The organism is Flavobacterium odoriferum, from assembly GCF_025499515.1.
Lineage (GTDB): Bacteria > Bacteroidota > Bacteroidia > Flavobacteriales > Flavobacteriaceae > Flavobacterium > Flavobacterium odoriferum.
The window spans coordinates 1-395 of record NZ_JAMKFA010000069.1; the positions used below are offsets into that span (position 1 = coordinate 1).

Annotated in this window: 1 protein-coding gene; it reads right to left on the reverse strand. The window is 47.3% G+C overall.

Annotated elements, in window-relative coordinates:
* Positions 1-70 precede the first annotated feature (70 nt).
* Entirely contained in the window at positions 71-382 is a 312-nt protein-coding gene (locus M9Q43_RS14285; RefSeq protein WP_408611270.1) for a jacalin-like lectin, read from the reverse strand.
* Positions 383-395 lie beyond the last annotated feature (13 nt).

The window sequence follows — 395 nt, forward strand, 5'->3', positions numbered from 1 at the left end:
GACCGTTGCAATTTTCCTGAATGCTGGGGTAATTGTGGTACGTAGCTAGCCAAGTACTTCAACAGCATACTTAAGAGCATGAGCAATCCTTCTTGACGAAGATTCCAATGGACTCGAGGTAGTTGTTGTGCCTTCCCAAAAACCCGACGATAGGGCCACCAGCTGGGAGTGGAGAAGAGAAGCACTTCACACTTTCGACGCCACATCCTTGCCCATAAGGTCCATATCCAGATGGGCATAAGTTGGTGTGGATCTTCATAGTAGCGATAACACACTGATTGCCCTGGTATTTGTAGTTTCCATAGGTTCCACTGATTTGGGTGATGTATTCACCACACTGGAGCTTAATCCTGGACTCATTTCCGCAACTACCACCAAACATCTTGGTGACGGTG